Source organism: Stenotrophomonas sp. 24(2023), from assembly GCF_030913365.1.
Classification (GTDB): domain Bacteria; phylum Pseudomonadota; class Gammaproteobacteria; order Xanthomonadales; family Xanthomonadaceae; genus Stenotrophomonas.
Genome location: NZ_CP133160.1, coordinates 3,956,355 through 3,974,901 on the forward strand (window position 1 = coordinate 3,956,355; position 18,547 = coordinate 3,974,901).

12 protein-coding genes are annotated in these 18,547 nt (G+C 67.5%); 6 read left to right on the plus strand and 6 right to left on the minus strand.

What is annotated here, in order from left to right; all coding sequences use genetic code 11:
• Window positions 1-98 precede the first annotated feature (98 nt).
• From Q9R17_RS18085 to Q9R17_RS18105, 5 genes are all read left to right on the plus strand, one after another.
• Window positions 99-1,496 (plus strand): NAD-dependent succinate-semialdehyde dehydrogenase, encoded by a 1,398-nt coding sequence (locus Q9R17_RS18085; RefSeq protein ID WP_308155961.1) that lies wholly within the window; start codon window positions 99-101, stop codon window positions 1,494-1,496.
• Window positions 1,497-1,561: 65 nt separating this feature from the next.
• Entirely contained in the window at window positions 1,562-3,199 is a 1,638-nt protein-coding gene (locus Q9R17_RS18090; RefSeq protein ID WP_308155962.1) for an acetolactate synthase large subunit, read from the plus strand.
• A 268-nt stretch (window positions 3,200-3,467) separates the two neighbouring features.
• Window positions 3,468-4,979 (plus strand): lysine--tRNA ligase, encoded by a 1,512-nt coding sequence (gene lysS / locus Q9R17_RS18095; RefSeq protein ID WP_308155963.1) that lies wholly within the window; start codon window positions 3,468-3,470, stop codon window positions 4,977-4,979.
• A 280-nt stretch (window positions 4,980-5,259) separates the two neighbouring features.
• Complete coding sequence (locus Q9R17_RS18100) at window positions 5,260-6,399, plus strand: two-component system response regulator (RefSeq protein ID WP_308155964.1); 1,140 nt, start codon at window positions 5,260-5,262, stop codon at window positions 6,397-6,399.
• A 544-nt stretch (window positions 6,400-6,943) separates the two neighbouring features.
• Window positions 6,944-9,115, plus strand: coding sequence for a response regulator (locus tag Q9R17_RS18105; RefSeq protein WP_308158378.1), 2,172 nt, complete (start codon window positions 6,944-6,946; stop codon window positions 9,113-9,115).
• A 12-nt stretch (window positions 9,116-9,127) separates the two neighbouring features.
• On the opposite strand, the gene Q9R17_RS18110 is transcribed toward Q9R17_RS18105, so the two are convergent.
• From Q9R17_RS18110 to betI, 5 genes are all read right to left on the minus strand, one after another.
• A complete protein-coding gene (locus Q9R17_RS18110; protein ID WP_308155965.1) occupies window positions 9,128-9,997 on the minus strand; it encodes a crotonase/enoyl-CoA hydratase family protein in 870 nt (289 codons plus the stop codon).
• Between the two features lie 200 nt (window positions 9,998-10,197).
• Window positions 10,198-11,874, minus strand: coding sequence for a long-chain fatty acid--CoA ligase (locus Q9R17_RS18115; RefSeq protein WP_308155966.1), 1,677 nt, complete (start codon window positions 11,872-11,874; stop codon window positions 10,198-10,200).
• Window positions 11,875-12,032: 158 nt separating this feature from the next.
• Entirely contained in the window at window positions 12,033-13,715 is a 1,683-nt protein-coding gene (gene betA, locus Q9R17_RS18120; protein ID WP_308155967.1) for a choline dehydrogenase, read from the minus strand.
• 98 nt (window positions 13,716-13,813) lie between these two features.
• Window positions 13,814-15,286, minus strand: coding sequence for a betaine-aldehyde dehydrogenase (betB, locus tag Q9R17_RS18125; RefSeq protein WP_308155968.1), 1,473 nt, complete (start codon window positions 15,284-15,286; stop codon window positions 13,814-13,816).
• A 57-nt stretch (window positions 15,287-15,343) separates the two neighbouring features.
• Window positions 15,344-15,949, minus strand: a complete 606-nt coding sequence (betI, locus tag Q9R17_RS18130) for a transcriptional regulator BetI (protein WP_308155969.1) — start codon at window positions 15,947-15,949, stop codon at window positions 15,344-15,346.
• A 172-nt stretch (window positions 15,950-16,121) separates the two neighbouring features.
• On the opposite strand from betI, the gene Q9R17_RS18135 reads away from it, so the two are divergent.
• Window positions 16,122-17,666 (plus strand): BCCT family transporter, encoded by a 1,545-nt coding sequence (locus tag Q9R17_RS18135; RefSeq protein WP_308155970.1) that lies wholly within the window; start codon window positions 16,122-16,124, stop codon window positions 17,664-17,666.
• A gap of 77 nt (window positions 17,667-17,743) precedes the next feature.
• Here Q9R17_RS18135 and Q9R17_RS18140 read toward each other — a convergent pair whose 3' ends face one another.
• The gene (locus tag Q9R17_RS18140) at window positions 17,744-18,298 is read right to left on the minus strand and encodes an isochorismatase family protein (RefSeq protein ID WP_308155971.1); all 555 of its coding nucleotides are present in this window, start codon (window positions 18,296-18,298) and stop codon (window positions 17,744-17,746) included.
• Window positions 18,299-18,547 lie beyond the last annotated feature (249 nt).

Below are 18,547 nucleotides of genomic sequence, written 5' to 3' on the forward strand. Positions count from 1 at the left end.
ATTCAGGCAGGTAAGTGCAGGTCACAGGATAAGCAGACGCCTTGTTGCCCCCTGCAAATGGGTCCACATTCCTGTCAACGACACGACAGGAGAACTCCATGTCTGCTGCTCCCGCCGCCTCCTTCGACGGCGCCATTTCCCGCGATCCGGCCACCGGGCAGGAGATTGCCCGCCATCCCTTCGTCACCCCGTCCGAGCTGGACGCCCTGTTGCAGCGCAGCCGGGCCGGCTTTGCTGCCTGGAGCGCCACCGCGCCGGAACAGCGGGCCGAGGTGCTGCGCGCCATGGCACGGGTGCTGCGGCGTGACCGCGAGCCGCTGGCCGCGCTGGCCACCGCCGAGATGGGCAAGGTGATGGCCGAATCGCTGGCCGAGATCGAAAAGTGCGCGGTGCTGTGCGACTGGTACGCCGACAACGGCGTGCAATGGCTGCGTGATGAGCCCACCCTGGTGCCGGACAGCAAGGCCTACGTGTCCTTCCTGCCGCTGGGCACCGTGCTGGGCATCATGCCGTGGAATTTCCCGTACTGGCAGGTGATGCGTGCGGCCGTGCCGATCCTGCTCGGCGGCAACGGGTTCCTGCTCAAGCCGGCCGAGAACATCGTCGGTACCGCGCACCTGCTCGATGCTGCCTGGCGCGAGGCCGGGGTGCCCGATGGCGCCTTCATCGCGGCCAACATCAGCCGTGAGGGCACTCGCCAGGCGATTGCCGATGACCGCATCGCCGCCGTCACCCTGACCGGCAGCGTGGCCGCCGGCCGCAGCATAGCGGCGCAGGCCGGCCAGGCATTGAAGAAAGTGGTGCTGGAACTGGGCGGCTCCGATCCGTTCATCGTGCTGGCCGACGCCGATCTGGAACAGGCCGTCGATGCGGCGGTGGCTTCGCGCTTCCAGAATGCCGGCCAGGTCTGCATCGCCGGCAAGCGCACGATCGTCGAGGCCCCCATCTACGACCGCTTCGTGGCGTTGTTCACCGAGCGGGTGAAGGCGCTGGTGGTGGGCGATGGCCGCGACCCGGCCAGCCGGATCGGGCCGATGGCGCGCCAGGACCTGCTCGAGCAGCTGGACGGCCAGGTGCAGGCCTCGGTAGCGGCCGGGGCGCGGCTGCTGGCCGGTGGCCACCAGGTCGATCGTGCCGGGGCGTTCTATGCCCCCACCGTGCTGGCCGATGTGACGCCAGGCATGCAGGCATTCGACACCGAAACCTTCGGCCCGGTTGCATCGATCACCCGTGCCCGCGATGCGGACCATGCGGTGGAACTGGCCAACCAGAGCGACTTCGGCCTCAGCGGCAACCTGTGGACCGGTGATGCCGACCGCGCGCGCGCGCTGGCACGGCGGCTGCAGACCGGCGGGGTGTTCGTCAACGGCTTCTCCGCCTCCGACCCGCGGGTGCCGATCGGTGGCATCAAGCAGAGTGGCTTCGGGCGCGAGCTGTCGCACTTCGGTATCCGTGAATTCCTCAATGCGCAGACGGTGTGGTTCGACCGCGGTTGAACCTCACCTGGCCTTGCATTCCTTTCCCCCATCATCACCCAGTCCAGTGAGAAGGACGCCATTCCATGTCCAAGGGTTCTGACCTGCTCGTCGCCGCGCTTGAAAACGAAGGCGTCGAGCGTATTTTCGGCATTCCCGGCGAAGAAAACCTCGATGTGGTCGAGTCGCTGCGGCACTCACGCATCGAACTGGTGATCACCCGCCACGAACAGGCGGCGGTGTTCATGGCCGCCACCTATGGCCGCCTGACCGGCAAGCCCGGTGTGTGCCTGGCCACGCTCGGCCCGGGCGCGCTGAATTTCACCACCGGTGCGGCCTACGCGCTGCTCGGGGCCTGGCCGGTCATCATGATCACGGGCCAGAAGGGCATCGTCGCCAGCAAGCAGGCGCGTTTCCAGATCGTGGACATCGTCAGCACGATGAAGCCGCTGACCAAGTCGGCGCGCCAGATCGTCTCGGCGCGCACCATTCCCACCATCGTGCGCGAGGCGTTCCGCACCGCGCAGGAGGAGCGTCCCGGCCCGGTGCTGCTGGAACTGCCGGAGGACATCGCCGCGATGGAGGTGGAGGACGTGGCACTGGTGCCGCCGCACGCGGTGGACCGGCCCATCGCCAGCCCCGAGGCGCTGGACCGGGCGGCGGCAATCATCCGCGCGGCCAAGCGCCCGCTGCTGATGATCGCCTCGGCCGCCTCGCGCCCGCAATCGAGCGAGGCGCTGTCGGCCTTCGTGCTGCGTGCCGGCATTCCGTTCTTCACCACGCAGATGGGCAAGGGCGCAGTGGCGGGCGGGTCGGGCCTGTACATGGGGACGGCCGCGCTGACCGAGCGCGACTACGTGCACATGGCCATCGACCAGGCGGATGTGATCGTGACCATCGGCCACGAAGTGACCGAGAAGCCGCCGTTCGTGATGCGCCCGGGTGGGCCGACCGTCATCCATATCGGTTATTCGCAGGCGGCGGTGGAGCAGGTGTACTTCCCGCAGGTGGAGGTGATCGGTGATATCGGCCGCTCGCTGACCCTGCTGGCCGACCGCATCGAAGGCCAGGTACCGCAGGCCGATGCCCTGCTGCCGCTGCGCGAGACCATCCTGGGGCACATCGCCGACCGTGCCGACGAGGCACGTTTCACCCCACAGCGACTGGTGCATGACGTGCGCCAGGTGATGCCGCCGGACGGCATCGTGGCGCTGGACAACGGCATGTACAAGATCTGGTTCGCGCGCAATTACCGCACCCAGGTCGCCAACACGCTGCTGCTGGACAACGCGCTGGCCACCATGGGCGCAGGCCTGCCGTCGGCGATCATGGCGGCCATCCTGCATCCGCAGCGGCGGGTGCTGGCGGTGTGTGGTGACGGTGGCTTCATGATGAACAGCCAGGAGCTGGAAACCGCGCGCCGGCTGGGCCTGAACCTGGTGGTGCTGATCCTTGATGACGGGGCCTACGGCATGATCCGCTGGAAGCAGGCCGTGGATGGGTTCACCGACTACGGCATGACCTTCAGCAACCCGGATTTCGTGAAGTACGCGCAGGCCTATGGCTGCACCGGGCACCGGGTCGAGGCGATCGAGCAGCTCGTCCCGACGCTGGAAGCGGCCTTCAGTGCCGGCGGGGTGCACCTGGTGGCCGTGCCGGTGGACTACTCGGAGAACGAGCGGGTGTTGGTGGACGAATTGCGGCAGGCGTTCCCGGTCCGGTAGGTGTCGACCTGGGTCGACACACCAAGCGCCAACCCAGGTTGGCAACGACCAGGGCAGGGGCTGCGGCAGGTGCTCCCGTCCTGGTAGGTGTCGACCTGGGTCGACACATGAAGCCGCCAACCCAGGTTGGCGACTACCACGGCAGGGGCGTCGACCCGGGGTGGCCGCTACCGGGGCCCGGGGCCGGGGCGGGGTGGTTTTGGTATGCTGTCCAACCGGCTGTGCCGGGTGCCAGACCCCCCCCTCACTACACGATTCCCGCAGATCCATGAGCGAAGCTACCGATACCCCCCCCGTCGACGAAAACAAGTTGATCGCCGAGCGCCGTGAGAAACTCAACGCGCTGCGCGGGCAGGGCATCGCGTACCCCAACGACTTCCGTCGCCAGGACTTCGCCGGCCAACTGCAGGCCGAATTCGCCGATGCCGAGGCGTGGACCGCCGAGACCCTGGAAGGCCTCGGCCGCCAGGTGAAGATGGCCGGCCGCCTGATGGCCAAGCGCATCATGGGCAAGGCCAGCTTCGCGCAGATCCAGGACGAATCCGGCCGCATCCAGCTGTTCCTGCAGGGAGGCACCCTGGGTGATGCCTACACCGCCTTCAAGGGCTGGGACGTGGGCGACATCATCGCCGTGGAAGGTGGCCTGACCCGCACCAAGACCGGTGAGCTGTCGGTCAAGGCCGAATCGATCCGCCTGCTGACCAAGTCGCTGCGCCCGCTGCCGGACAAATGGCACGGCCTGGCCGACGTCGAGCAGCGCTACCGCCAGCGTTACGTGGACCTGATCGTGACCCCCGAGTCGCGCGAGGTGTTCATCAAGCGCTCCAAGATCATCCGTGCCATGCGTGCCTGGCTGGACGCGCGCGACTTCCTGGAAGTCGAGACGCCGATGATGCATTACATCCCCGGCGGCGCGGCGGCCAAGCCGTTCACCACCCACCACAATGCGCTGGACCTGGACCTGTACCTGCGCGTGGCGCCGGAGCTGTACCTCAAGCGCCTGACCGTCGGTGGCTTGGAGCGCGTCTACGAGATCAACCGCAACTTCCGCAACGAAGGCGTCAGCACCCGCCACAACCCGGAATTCACCATGATGGAGCTGTACGAGGCCTACGCCACGTACAACGAGATCATGGACCTGACCGAAGGCGTGATCCGTGACGTGGCACAGAAGGTGCTGGGCACCACCACCGTCGAGTGGGACGGGGCGACCATCGACCTGGGCGCGCCGTTCCGCCGCTGGTGCATGGACGAGGCGGTGCGCCACCACAACCCGGAGATCTCGGCGGCCGACTGCACCGACCGCGAGGCGCTGCTGCGCCATTGCGAGCGCCTGAAGATCCGCGTCAAGCCGTCCTACGGCTGGGGCAAGCTGCTGCTGGAGATCTTCGAGGCCACCGTCGAGCACACCCTGGTGCAGCCGACCTTCATCACCGACCACCCGGTGGAGGTCTCGCCGCTGGCCCGCGCCAACGACAACGACCCGGGCTACACCGACCGCTTCGAGCTGTTCATCAACGGCAAGGAGCTGGCCAACGGCTTCTCCGAGCTGAATGACCCGGAAGACCAGGCCCAGCGCTTCCAGGCCCAGGTGGCCGCGAAGGAAGGCGGTGACGACGAGGCCATGCACTACGATGCCGACTACATCCGTGCGCTGGAGTACGGCATGGCCCCGACCGGCGGCCTGGGGATCGGCATCGACCGCCTGGTGATGCTGCTCACCGGCAGCAGTTCGATCCGTGACGTGCTGCTGTTCCCGTACATGCGTCCGGAACAGTAAGCCGCGGCCACCGGTCCCGGCGGTACCGGCCGCTGCCGGAAGGCGGCAGCGGCAGGCCGGGTGGGGGGCGGCCCCTGATTTGCAGGCAAGGAGCGCGACGCAGGCCTCAGAATGTGGCTGGGCGTGATTGACTGTGCCTGTCCCTGGCGTATCGTTGTTGCATCGCCTTGACGGCTGCTGTGGCCTGATGGCGGGCGGGCAGTGGGCGCGGGGCAGGCGGGGAGCCTGCGCCGGGCGGCGCTGCCGACGAACCGTAGCGTCCAGGACAGGAGGCAGGCCGATGCAGGGTGCCAGCGTACGCAGTGGCGGAGTATTCTCGCCAGTCAATGATCCAGCGTGGTCCAGGAACCGGGCAGAAACAACGTTGAACATCGTCATCGTCGACGACCAGACCTCAGCACGGACCATGCTCCGCCATGTCATCGAGGACATCGCGCCGGAGCTGAGCGTGCATGATTTCGGTGATCCGCTCACGGCCCTGGCCTGGTGTGAAACCCATGCCGTGGACCTGCTGCTGCTCGATTACCGCATGCCGGAGATGGACGGGCTGGAATTCGCCCGGCGCTTCCGGCGGCTGCCCAAGCACCGCGACATCCCGGTCATCCTGATCACCGTGGTGGGTGACGAGCCGATCCGGCAGGCAGCGCTGGAAGCGGGGGTGATCGACTTCCTGGTCAAACCCATCCGCCCGCGCGAACTGCGCGCACGCTGCTACAACCTGCTGCAGCTGCGCCAGCAGACCGAAAACGTGAAGCAGCGGGCGCTGTCGCTGGAGCAGCGGCTGCTGGCCAGCATGCATGAGGTGGAGGAGCGCGAGCGCGAGACACTGTCCCGGCTGGCCCGTGCCATCGAGTTCCGTGATGCCGGCACCAGCGCCTATCTGGAACGCATGGCGCGCGTGGCCGGGCTGATCGCCGAGCAGCTGGGCCTGCCCGAGGAGGAGGTCAAGCTGATCGAGATGGCCGCGCCCCTGCATGACATGGGCAAGATCGCCATTCCCGATGCGGTGCTGCTCAAGCCCGGCAAGCTCAACGACGAGGAGCTGGCGATCATGCGCCGGCACCCGCGCATCGGCCATGAGCTGCTCAGTGGCAGCCAGAACCGCTTCATCCAGGTCGGCGCGCTGATCGCCCTGCGCCACCACGAGCGCTACGACGGCAGCGGCTACCCCGATGGCCTGGTCGGCGATGCGATTCCGCTGGAGGCCCGCATCGTGGCCGTGGCCGACGTGTTCGATGCCCTGATCTCCCCGCGCCCCTACAAGGAGGCGTGGACGCTGGATGCCTCGCTGGCCTACCTGTATGCCCAGCGCGGGCGCCTGTTCGACCCGCGCTGCGTGGATGCGCTGATGCGTGGCCGTGAGCAGCTCAAGGAGATCTGTGCCCAGCATTCGACGGCATCCACGCGCCCGGGCGGATGACATGCAGGGCCTGTGTCCACGGCTGACGCGCCGGCTGGCGCAGCGTCCGGATTCCGAGCACGGCCAGATCCTGGTGCGCATGGCCCTGGTGTCGCTGATCCTGGTCTACGTGGTGCTTTCCGGCGCGCGCAACCAGCAGCTGGCACAGCACTGGGATGTGCTGGCCACGGTACTGGCCGGGCTGGGCATGTCCGGGGTGCTGCTGGGCTGGCTGCTGTGGCGGCCGCAGGTGTCCCATGCGCGCCGGGTGGTGGGCATGCTGGCCGACTACGGGCTGATGGCGGTAGGCATGGTGCTGGCCGGCGAATCGCTGGCCTGGGTGTATGCGGTGGTGGTGTGGGTGACCCTGGGCAACGGACTGCGCTATGGCCACCGCTACCTGGTGGCGGCCACCGGCCTGGCCCTGCTGGGCTTTGGCGTAACGGTACTGTTGACTCCTTACTGGCGGGCCAATGCTGGCCTGGCCCTTTCCCTGTGGCTGGGCCTGGCGGCGGTGCCGCTGTGCTGCTGGACCCTGCTGCGCCGGCGCATGCGACCCACGCCCATGGATACTCCCCCTGTTGAACACCCGCGCGCCCCTTCGCTGCTGCGCACCGTGCGCCAGCGCCTGTCCGGGCGCGAGGACAGCGAACATGCGCAGAACCTGATCCGCATCGCGATCACCTCGCTGTTCATCATCTACCTGGGGGGCCGCTACCTGGAAACCGGTGGTGAAACGCTGACCGCCACCTGGCTGATCCTGGCCTTCGAACTGACCATTTCCGCCGGCCTGCTGGTGGCGATCATCATCCGCCCCGGCGTGTCGCACGTGCGCCGGGTGATCGGCATGCTGACCGACTATTCGTGCATGGCGGTCATCATGACCATCCAGGGCGAGCCGGCCGCGCCGCTGTACGCGGTCTGCCTGTGGGTGACCATCGGCAACGGCATGCGCTATGGCAGTACCTACCTGCGCGTGGCCACCGCGATGGGCTGCCTGGCATTCCTGTGCACGGTGATGCTGTCCCCGTACTGGCGTGGCCACGACTACCTGGGCTGGGGCCTGCTGCTGGGCCTGGGGGCCATTCCCCTGTACTTCGATTCACTGCTGCATGCACTGACCCGGGCGGTGGCCGAGGCGCGCCAGGCCAATGAGGCCAAGAGCCGCTTCCTGGCCAACATGAGCCATGAGTTCCGCACTCCGCTCAACGGGTTGGCGGGCATGACCGAGGTGCTGGCCACCACCCGCCTGGACGATGAGCAGCGCGAATGCCTGAACACCATCCAGGCCTCCACCCGCAGCCTGCTGGCACTGGTGGAGGAAGTGCTGGACATCTCGGCCATCGAAGCCGGCAAGGTGCGGGTGGAACGCCATGAGTTCGCCCTGGCCGACGTGCTGCAGGCGATCAACCTGATCCTGATGCCGCAGGCGCGGCCCAAGACGCTGGATTACCGCGTGGTGGTGGACGAGAACGTGCCGCCGCGGCTGTATGGCGATGCCGGCCACCTGCAGCAGATCCTGCTGAACCTGATGGGCAACGCGGTGAAGTTCACCGACGAGGGCTTCGTGCACCTGCGCGTGTCCTGCCACGACGTGCCGGGCAGCGAGCGCGCCCACCTGCGGTTCGAGATCCTGGACAGCGGCATCGGCGTGCCGCCGGCCCTGCGTACCCGCCTGTTCGATGCCTTCGAGCAGGCCGATGTGGGCCTGGCCCGCCGCCACGAGGGCACTGGGCTGGGCACGACGATCGCCAAGGGCCTGGTCGAGTCGATGGGCGGGCGCATCGGCTATGCGCCCAACCGGCCGCAGGGCAGCATCTTCTGGGTGGAGATCAGCCTGGAGGTGGCCACCGCCCCGCCGGTGCTGCCCGAGGTTCCCGAAGGCGGCAACGTCATCGCCTTCTCCAACCCCTTCCTGCGCCACCGTGCGCGCGTGCGCAGCCTGCGCATCCTGGTGGCCGATGACCACGAGGCCAACCGCATGGTGCTGCAGCGCCTGCTGGAAAAGGCCGGGCACAAGGTGTCCTGCGTCAATGGCGGTGCGCAGGTGCTGGACACGCTGGAGCAGGCCGACTTCGATGCGGCCATCGTCGACCTGCACATGCCGGGCATGAGTGGCCTGGACCTGCTCAAGCAGCTGCGCGTGATGCAGGCCAGTGGCATGCCCTATGTTCCGGTGATGGTGCTCAGTGCCGACGTGACGCCCGAATCGATCCAGCGCTGCGAGCAGGCGGGTGCCCGGGCGTTCCTGGCCAAGCCGGTGGTGGCGACCCGGCTGCTGGACGTGCTGGCCGACATCGCAGCCAATACCCGTGTCGAGCCCGGCATCCAGTCCGTGCCTGCGTTGCTGGTGGGCGACGGCGTGCTCGACCCGGCCGTCCTGGACGAACTGGCCGCGCTGGGCATGGGCGATGGGTTCGAACGCAAGTTCATCGAGCAGTGCCTGAGCGATGTGGATGCCAGCATGGTGCAGATGGAGCAGTGCGGCGAACGCCAGGCCTGGGACGACTTCCGCGAACATGCCCATGCCCTGCGCGGCGTGGCGAGCAACCTGGGCCTGGTCCAGGTTGCTGCCGCCGGTGGGGAGATCATGCGCATGGCCGACTGGCAGCTCAAGGCCGAGTGGAGCGTCCGTGTCTCCACTCTGGCCACTGCGCTGCGCAAAGGCCGCAAGGCGCTCGCGGGCCGGGCTGCCGGTGTCCAGCAGCGCGACGACGGCGGGCGCACGCCGTCCTGACCACCACCGCTGTCAGCCCGCGTCGCCATTGCGCCGGGCCTGGGCACGTACCAGCCGGTCCATGGTGCGCAGCGACTTCTCGCCGAGCTGCATGGCGGTGTCGACCCAGATTTCGGTGATGCGCATCATTTCGTGCAGCGGCACCATGGTGGCCACCTCGTTGACCTCGCGCATGGCCGCCCAGGCGTGCGGGATGCGCTTGCTGTCCTTGATGACCTGTTCGACGGCGGCGACGCCTTCGCCGACCGGCACCACGATGTCCACCAGGCCCATCTTCTGCAGTTCATGGGCGGTGTACAGGTTGCCCTCGAGCATGATCTTCTCGGCCAGGCGCGGGCTGATCCGCTGGCACATGAAGGAATAGGCCCCCATGCCGGGGAACAGGTCGAACAGCACCTCCGGCAGGCCCATCAGCACGCCTTCCTCGGCCACGATGGTGTGGCAGCTCAGTGCCGCCTCGAAGCCGCCGCCCAGCGCATTGCCCTGGACGAGTGCGATGCTGTGGGCGCGCACGCCCAGGCCGGCGTGGAAGGCGTGGACCCCACGCACGCAGCGCTGGGCATAGTCGAGCAGGCGTGCCCGGTCGCCCTGGCGGATCAGCTGGCAGAACAGCTCCAGGTCGCCGCCGAGATTGAACACATCGCTGTCCGAGGCCAGCACCACGTGCGGGGACAGGGCGTGGGCGACACTCAGGCGCTCGCCGAGCGCGCGCTGGTAGTTGACGATGTCATCGACCAGGCGCGAGGCGAAGCAGGGGCGTCCGGGCTGGCCGACCAGGTTGGCGTGCATGTGGATCCAGTAGACGTCGCGCTCGGTTTCCTCGGTGATGCGCAGGGTGGGGTGCTGCTGGGGACGGGCGATGAAGGGATGGACTGCAGACATGGGAATTCTCCGTGTGACCGTCCGGCCAACCGCTGAGCGGACGGAGAGGATGAGGGGGCGAGCGGAACGTGCGGCGGCGAGTGATTCTATGCACCTGCTGTGAACCGCCCGCAAGCGGTCATCCGGCCAGCCGGGCCGGAAACGAAAAGGCCCCCGCCGTTGCCGGCGGGGGCCTGGTCTGCCCGGGGGCTGTGAAAGCCTTACGGGGCGGGGGTGTCGCGCAGTTCCCGGCGCAGGATCTTGCCCACGTTGGTCTTGGGCAGTTCCTTTCGGAATTCTACGATTTTGGGATGCTTGTAGCCGGTCAGGTTGGCGCGGGCATGTTCCTTGACCTGCTCGGCGGTCAGGTTGGGGTCCTTCTTGACGATGACCACCTTGACCACTTCGCCGGACTTCTCATCCGGCACGCCCACCGCGGCGACCTCGGCCACGCCGGGCATCATCGCGATCACGTCTTCCACTTCGTTCGGGTACACATTGAAGCCGGACACCAGGATCATGTCCTTCTTGCGGTCCACGATGTAGAAGAAGCCGTGTTCGTCCATCCTGGCCATGTCACCGGTGTGCAGCCAGCCATCGGCGTCGATGGTCTTGGCGGTTTCGTCCGGCCGCTGCCAGTAGCCCTTCATCACCTGCGGGCCGCGCAGGCACAGCTCGCCCACTTCGCCGGTCGCCAGCACGTTGCCGTTGTCATCCTTGATGCAGGCATCGGTGGAGGGAATCGGCAGGCCGATCGAGCCGTTGTATTCGGGCAGGGTCAACGGGTTGATGCACGCGGCCGGCGAGGTTTCGGTCAGGCCGTAGGCTTCGACCAGGGTCACGCCGGTGACCTTCTTCCAGCGCTCGGCCACCGCGCGCTGCACGGCCATGCCGCCGCCCAGGGTGAACTTCATCGAGGAGAAGTCCACGGTATCGAAGCCGGGCGTGTTGAGCAGGCCGTTGAACAGCGTGTTGACGCCGGTGAAGGCGGTGAAGCGCACCGACTTGAGCTCCTTCACGAAGCCCTTCATGTCGCGGGGGTTGGTGATCAGCACGTTGCAGCCGCCGTACTTCATGAACACCAGGCCGTTGGCCGTCAGTGCGAAGATGTGGTACAGCGGCAACGCGGTGATGATGACTTCCTTGCCCATCTCGATGCCGGTGGCCGACAGCCAGGCCGATGCCTGCTGCATGTTGGCCACCAGGTTGCGGTTGGTCAGCATCGCGCCCTTGGCCACGCCGGTGGTGCCGCCGGTGTACTGCAGGAACGCGATGTCGTCGTGGTCGATCTCCACCTTCGGCAGGCTGTGGCGGCTGCCCAGGGCCAGGGCCTGCTTGAAGCGCACCGCACCCTTGAGATGGTAGTTGGGCACCATCTTCTTGACGTACTTGAGCACGAAATTGACCAGCACGCCCTTGCCGCCCAGCATGTCGCCCAGCCCGGTGGTCACCACGTGCTTGACCGGGGTATCGGCGATGACCTGCTGCACGGTGTCGCCGAAGTTGTCCACCACCACCAGCGCGGTGACGCCGGCATCGACCAGCTGGTGCTTCAGCTCGCGCGCGGTATACAGCGGATTGACGTTGACCACCGTCAGGCCGGCACGCAGGATGCCGAAGGTGGCGACGGGGTACTGCAGGCAGTTGGGCATCATCAGGGCGACGCGGTCACCCTTCTTGAGCTTGAGTTCGCCCAGCAGGTAGGCGGCGAAGCGGGTGACCAGCGCATCGGCCTCCCCATAGGTGATCACCTTGCCGAAGCTGGAGTAGGCCGGGCGGTCCCGGTACTTGGCCACGGAGGCGTCGAAGACAGCGGCTACCGAATGGAATTCGTTGACGTCGATCTCGGCGGGAACGCCGTTCGGGTAGCTCTGCAGCCAGGGACGATCCAGACTCATATTCCCCCTCCAGGAATCGTTGTTGTTGGGTCCGGCCTTGAGCGTAGCCATAACGGCCGGTCATTGCAGCATACCCCGCCGTAGGGAAAACGCGAAGGGGCCCTTAAAGGGCCCCTTCGGTCGCATGCGACAGGATATGCCGGGCGTGGCGCGCCGGATCAGCGCGTCACGCGGACCGGTGCGCCGTTGGCCTTGTAGTACGGGGCTGTGCTGCGCTGCAGCGGTGCGCGTCCGCGGATCACGTCGGCCAGCTTCTCGGCGATCATGATGGTCGGCGCATTGAGGTTGCCGGTCACCACCTGCGGCATGATCGAGGCATCGACGATGCGCAGGCCGTCCAGGCCATGCACGCGGCCCTGGCCATCGACCACCGCCATCGGGTCATCGGCGTGGCCCATCTTGTTGCTGCATGACGGGTGGTAGGCCGTTTCGGCATGCTCGCGCACGAAGGCATCGATCTGCGCATCGGTCTGCAGTTCGCGCCCGGGCGAGATCTCGCGGCCGCTGTAGGGGGCCAGCGCCGGCTGCGCGAAGATCTCGCGGGTGATGCGGATGGCTGCGCGGAACTCGCGCCAGTCCTGGTCGTGCGACATGTAGTTGAACAGGATGCTGGGATGCTCGCGCGGGTCCTTGGAGCGCACATGGATGCGGCCGCGGCTGGGTGAACGCATCGAGCCGACATGCATCTGGAAGCTGTGCGCCTTGATCGGGTTGGAGCCGTTGTAGTTGATGGCCACCGGCAGGAAGTGGTACTGCAGGTTCGGCCAGTCGAAATCATCATGGCTGCGGATGAAGCCGCCGGCCTCGAACTGGTTGCTGGCACCGATGCCGGTGCCCAGGAACAGCCACTCGGCACCGATGGCCGGCTGGTTGTGTAGCTTCAGCGCCGGGGCCAGCGACACCGGCTTTTTGCACTCGTACTGCAGGTACATCTCCAGATGATCCTGCAGGTTGGCGCCGACGCCGGGCAGGTGGTGCACCAGGTCGATGCCGAGCCCGCGCAGCAGGTCGGCCGGGCCCACGCCGGAGCGCTGCAGGATCTGTGGCGAGGCGATGGCACCGCCGCACAGCAGCACTTCGCGGCGGGCATGGGCCTGCTGCGGGCGGTCGTGCTGCAGCCAGGCCACGCCGGTGGCGCGCTTGCCGGAGAACAGGATGCGGTCGGTCAGGGCATGGGTGACGATGGTCAGGTTCGGGCGCGGCCGGGCCAGGTCCAGGTAGCCGCGGGCGGTGCTGGAGCGGCGGCCCTTCGGGGTGACCGTGCGGTCCATCGGGCCGAAGCCTTCCTGCTGGTAGCCGTTGAGGTCCTCGGTGCGCGGGTAGCCGGCCTGCACGCCGGCTTCAACCATCGCCGCGAACAGTTCGTTGTTGCCGGCCTTGGGCGTGGTCACCCGCAGCGGGCCATCGCCGCCGTGGTAGTCGTTGGCGCCGATGTCGCGGGTTTCGGCCTTGCGGAAGTACGGCAGGCAGTCCAGGTACGCCCAGTCTTCCAGGCCGGGCAGGCTGGCCCAGTGGTCATAGTCCATCGCGTTGCCGCGGATGTAGCACATGCCGTTGATCAGCGACGAGCCGCCCAGGCCCTTGCCGCGGCCGCAGTCCATGCGGCGGTTGTTCATGTGCGGCTCCGGGTCGGTCTTGTACGCCCAGTTGTAGCGCGTGCCCTGCAGCGGGAAGGCCAGTGCGGCCGGCATCTGCGTGCGGAAGTCCAGCCGGTAGTCAGGGCCGCCGGCTTCCAGCAGCAGTACGCTGACATCGGGGTCTTCGGTGAGCCGGGTGGCCAGCACGTTGCCGGCCGAACCGGCGCCGATGATGATGTAGTCGAATTCCTGAGGGGTGCTCATGGGGGATCTCCTGCAGGCCCGGGCGCGCCATGCGGCAGGCACCCGGGCGGTGGGTCTGTCCGGCACGCGGGCCGGCACGGGATGCGGTGCAGCGCGGGTCAGAACGCGCTGACGTAGTCGCCCAGCTCGACCTGCACCGACTTGATGCGGGTGTAGTGGGCCAGGGTGGACACGCCGTTCTCACGGCCCACACCGGACTGCTTGTAGCCACCGACCGGCATTTCCGCCGGCGATTCGCCCCAGGTGTTGATCCAGCAGATGCCGGCCTGCAGGCGGTGGATGATGCGGTGGGCGCGGTTGATGTCGGCGCTGACCACGCCGGCAGCCAGGCCGAAGTGGGTGTCGTTGGCGCGGCGCACCGCTTCGTCCTCGTCGTCGTAGGCGAGGATGCTCATCACCGGCCCGAAGATTTCCTCGCGCACGATGGTCATGTCGTCGCGGCAGTCGGAGAACACGGTGGGCAGCACATAGGCACCGTTGGCCAGTGCGCCTTCGCTGGCACGGCCGCCGCCGATCAGCAGGCGCGCGCCCTCGGCCTTGCCGCTGTCGATCATCGACAGCACCTTGTCCATGTGCGCGAAGCTGGCCATCGGGCCGAAGTTGGTGGACGCATCGAGCGGATCACCGATGCGGATGCGCTTGACCCGCTCGACCACCGCACGCTCGAACGCGGCCAGCCGTGCGCGCGGCACGAACACGCGGGTGCCGTTGGTGCAGACCTGGCCGGAACTGAAGAAGTTGGCCATCACGGCGATGTCGGCGGCACGGTCGAGCGCGGCGTCGTCGCAGATGATCAGCGGCGACTTGCCGCCCAGTTCCATCGTCACTTCCTTCAGCGAAGACGCAGCGGCCGAGGCCATCACCTTCTTGCCGGTTTCCACGCCGCCGGTGAAGGAGATCTTCTCGATGACCGGGTGCTCGGTCAGCCACTGGCCGACATCACGGCCCGGGCCCTGCACCACGTTGAAGACGCCGTCGGGCACGCCGGCCTCGGTGTAGATCTCGGCCAGCTTCAGCGCGGTCAGCGGGGTGACTTCGGAGGGCTTGAACACCATCGCGTTGCCGGCGGCCAGGGCCGGGGCGGATTTCCACAGTGCGATCTGGATGGGGTAGTTCCAGGCACCGATGCCCGCGACCACGCCCAGCGGTTCACGGCGGGTGTAGAAGAAGCTCGATTCACGCAGGGGCAGCTGGTTGCCCTCGATGGCGGTGGCCAGCCCGGCGTAGTACTCCAGCACGTCGGCGCCGGTGACGATGTCCACCGTGGTGGTTTCGGCCAGGGCCTTGCCGGTGTCCAGCGTTTCCAGGTGCGCCAGTTCGTCGTTGCGCTCGCGCAGGATTTGCACCGCCCGGCGCAGGATGCGCGAACGTTCCATCGCGGTCATCGCTGCCCACACCTGCTGGCCTTCGCTGGCACTGGCCACCGCACGCTCGACGTCGGCCTGGCTGGCGATCTGCACCTGCGCCAGCACCTCGCCGGTCGCGGGATTGATGGTGTCGAAGGTCGTGCCGCTGGTGGCATCGGCATGGCGGCCGTGGATGTAGAGCGGCTGCACGGGCAGTGCGGTCATGGCGTTACTCCTGGAACGGGTGGGGCAGGGGACTCGGTGGTTATAGCGGGGGCGCGATCAAGGCGACGTGGCTGCCGCCGCGCCGGGGTTCAGCTGGAAATCGATGTATTCGTAGGCGATGCGGCGGGCCTTGTCGGCGTTGAACTGGCCGCCGACCAGGCTGCCGCGCAGCCACAGGCCGTCGACCATCGCCGCCAGGCCACGCGCGGCCAGGCGTGCCTGCGGGTGCGGCAGCACGCGGTTGAACTGGTGGCACAGGTTGGAGAACAGGCGCTGGTCGTTGGCACGCTGCAGGCGGGCCAGTTCGGGCTGGTGCATGCTCGCGGCCCAGAAGGTGAGCCATACGCGCATGGCGGTGCCATTGGTCTGGCTGTCGTCGAAGTTGCCATCGACGATCGCCCGCAGCTGCGCGCGCGGCTCGGCGCCAGCCTCATCGCGGTAGCGCGCCACGGCGGCCTTCAGCTCGCGCAGGATCTGACGCATGGCAGCGTTGAGCAGGCCGTCCTTGTCGCCGAAGTAGTGGGCGACGATGCCGCTGGACAGCCCGGCCTTCTTGGCGATGGTGGCGACGGTGGCATCGGCCATGCCCATTTCGTCGATGGTCTGGAAGGTCGCCCGGATCAGCTGCTCGCGGCGGACCGGTTCCACGCCTTTCTTCGGCATTGTCTCTCCAACGGTTGCGACCCGGGAGCCCGGGTACGGGAACCATCCTACTTTTTATTGATTGAACGTTCAATCAATAACCCATACGATCCGCCTTGCGCCCCCACGCCATGGGCCCGGCTCACCGGTCCGGCCCCGCCCATGTGCCTTCCCGGACTGACGAGATGTCCCCATGTCACTGGCTCATCCCAGGCGTGCCCCCCTGCGCCTGAACCGCTTCGTCTTCTTCAGCGCTTCGGTTTCCATCGGCGTGCTCGGCGCCCTCACCGTGTTCTACCCCCAGGCCAGCGAGCACTGGCTGCACTGGGCGCAGGCGCAGGTATCGGCCGCGTTCGGCTGGTGGTACATGCTGCTGATGGTGGTCTGCCTGGGCTTCGTGCTGTGGCTGGCGTTCTCGCGCCATGGCCGCATCCGCCTGGGCCATAACGAGGAGGCGCCCGCCTTCGGCTACGTGGCCTGGGTATCGATGCTGTTCTCGGCCGGCATCGGCATCGCGCTGCTCTACTACGGTGCCTACGAGCCGCTGGACCACTTCCTGGAGCCGCCGGGCCAGCCCGGTGGCACCGTGGCTGCCGGCCGCGAGGCGATGGTGCTGACCTTCCTGCACTGGGGCCTGCATGGCTGGGCGCTGTATGCGCTGGTGGGCGTGGCGCTGGGCTATTTCGCCTACCGCCGCGACCTGCCGCTGGCGCTGCGCTCGGCGCTGCACCCGATCTTCGGCGACCGCATCCATGGCCGCATCGGCGACATGGTCGATGGTTTCGGCATCCTTGCCACGCTCATCTCCATGGTGACCAACCTGGGCATCGGCGCGCTGGTGGTGCAGTCCGGGCTGGTCTACCTGTTCCACATTCCCGATACGCCGCAGGTGCTGGTGGTGATCGTGCTGGTGATGATGGCCGTGGCCACGGTCGGCGTGGTGGCCGGCGTGGAGAAGGGTATCGCCTGGCTGTCCAACCTCAACGTGCGTCTGCTGTGCGCACTGCTGCTGTTCGTGCTGCTGACCGGGCCGACCCTGCACCTGCTGGACGGGCTGGTGCAGAACACCGGTGATTACCTGGCCGCGTTCGTGCGCAAGAGCTTCGATGTCTATCTCAACGACCCGCAGGGGCGCACCTGGCTGGGGGCGTGGACACTGTTCTACTGGGCGTGGTGGATTGCCTGGGCACCGTTCGTGGGCCTTTTCGTGGCGCGCATCTCGCGCGGGCGCACCATCCGCGAGGTCGTGCTGGGCGTGCTGCTGATCCCGCTGGGCTTCACCCTGGCCTGGTTGTCGATCTTCGGCAACACCGCCATCGACCTGGTGCTCAACCATGGCCAGGCGGTGCTGGGCGAGGTGGCCAAGGCCGATGCGGCGATGACGCTGTTCAAGCTGCTTGAGTACCTGCCTGCCGCACCTTACGTGGCCGGTGCTGCGGTGGTGATCGGCTTCGTGCTGTTCCTGACCCCGGTGGACTCGGGCACGCTGATGATCGCCAACCTGTGCACCCGCCGTGTGGATGAGGGCGTGGCCGATGGCCATGACGCGCCGATCTGGCTGCGTGTGTTCTGGGCGGTGGGCATCACCGTGGCCAGCATCGGCCTGCTGCTGGCCGGCAACTTCAGCGCGATGCAGACCGCCGTGGTGCTGTGCGGACTGCCGTTCTCAGTGACATTGGCGTTCTACATGGTCGGGCTGGTGAAGGCATTGCGCACCGACCCGGACGCGCCGCATTAGATCGGGTCCCGCCGCGGTGTTGGTGAAAGGGAGGTCGGCTCCCGGGTGGCGCCAGGCCAGGCCTGGCGGCTGTTCCGTCAGCGGGCCTGCAACGCCTGCAGGACGCTGGCGGTATCGGTGACTTCACCCACCCGCGGGAAGATCACCTGCACGCTGTTGGCATGGGCCTGCGCGATGCGGTCGGTCATGGCGTCTTCCACCAGCACCACGTTGTAGCCCAGTTCGTGCGCGTGGCGTGCGGTGGATTCGATGCCGATGCTGGTGGAAATGCCGCACAGCACGACCTGGGTGACTCCGGCGGCCTGCAGGAGCGCATGCAGGTCGGTGCCGGTGAAAGCCCCCCAGCGCTGCTTGCTGACCCGATGATCGCTGGGTTGTGCGTCCAGTTCCGGCACGAGGTCGGACCAGCCCGGCGGTGGCGCGAAGGGTGGGCTGGCATCGGCGCGCCCTGGCGCGATGCCGGTGACGTTGACCAGCACCACCGGCAGGGCCTGTGCGCGGAAAGCCTGTGCCAGTGCCGAGGCATGGGCCACGATGTCGGCGGCGGGACGTGCCGTTGGCATGGCGACTACGCCGGCCTGCAGATCGATGACGATCAGGGCGGTGCGGGGATCAAGCTGTGACAGGGGCATGCGCAGGTGCCGGCGGGATGGGATGCGCAGAGGGTAGTGAGGCAGGTGGCGTACCGGCAACAGATGCACGTTGCTGCGCTGGCGGCGGTTCAGGCGCTTGCGTCCGCTGAGCCGTTGGGCGGGAGAGGCAACGGCCGGCGATGGGGCATGAACCCCCTTGGCAGCGCCAGGCCATGCGTGACGGCGGAGAGGCAGGAAGGGCCGGATCCATGAGGATCCGGCCCTTCTGTTGGGTGGTCGACCCACCGT